Source organism: Yersinia sp. 1252 StPb PI (genome assembly GCF_048593885.1).
In the GTDB taxonomy this organism is placed as follows: domain Bacteria; phylum Pseudomonadota; class Gammaproteobacteria; order Enterobacterales; family Enterobacteriaceae; genus Yersinia; species Yersinia enterocolitica_E.
The window spans coordinates 1-628 of the sequence record NZ_JAZGQE010000455.1 but is presented as its reverse complement, the minus strand read 5'-3'; the positions used below and the strand labels follow the sequence as shown (position 1 = coordinate 628).

Here is a 628-nt window from a genome sequence, read left to right as displayed (position 1 = left end):
CTTTTATTAATGTTAATGTTCGCACCGTTAAATAATGTGAGAACATAATTATCGTCTTCTCCTAAATTCATAGTGTTAAAAACCAATAAAATCTGCTTATTTTTCAATCGTTCGTCGTTCCAGTATTTACCAAATACATCAGCGAGTTTTATTTTATGGTTGGTTACAATGACACACTGTTGATCACAGCTCAGGCCTTTGCTTTCTGATACCTTGATACCAGTGATTGTATTACTCATTTCCAGTGCTTTTAAACTATTATCAGTAATGCTTTCTGTTAACTTAAAAAAAGGAGCATTGAAATTATCATTCTTGTAGATTGTTGCTATCATTCCTTGGGGTATGGTGATGGATTGAATACTATCATTATGAATAGGTAGTACTTCTCTGTCAGACTCAAGGATGTTTTCTGTATCGTGATAAAAATCTATTTGTTGATTGGATGCTAAACAAGTAGTTTCACCCTGAAACCCATCTTCTGTATAAAAACAGATTGCCGGTGCTATTTGATATGATTTTATCCTGTTATAAAACCCTGATGATTTTAGTTGCTGTAGATTAATATCATTCTTTAATGTTATTTTTTCACCATAAAGATCAATGTCATCATAAAGGGTTACAATCATGC

1 pseudogene is annotated in these 628 nt (G+C 32.2%); it reads right to left on the bottom strand.

Annotated features, from left to right (window positions below):
* A pseudogene (locus tag V2A85_RS24285) lies at window positions 1-628 on the bottom strand (GNAT family N-acetyltransferase); the annotation flags it as partial.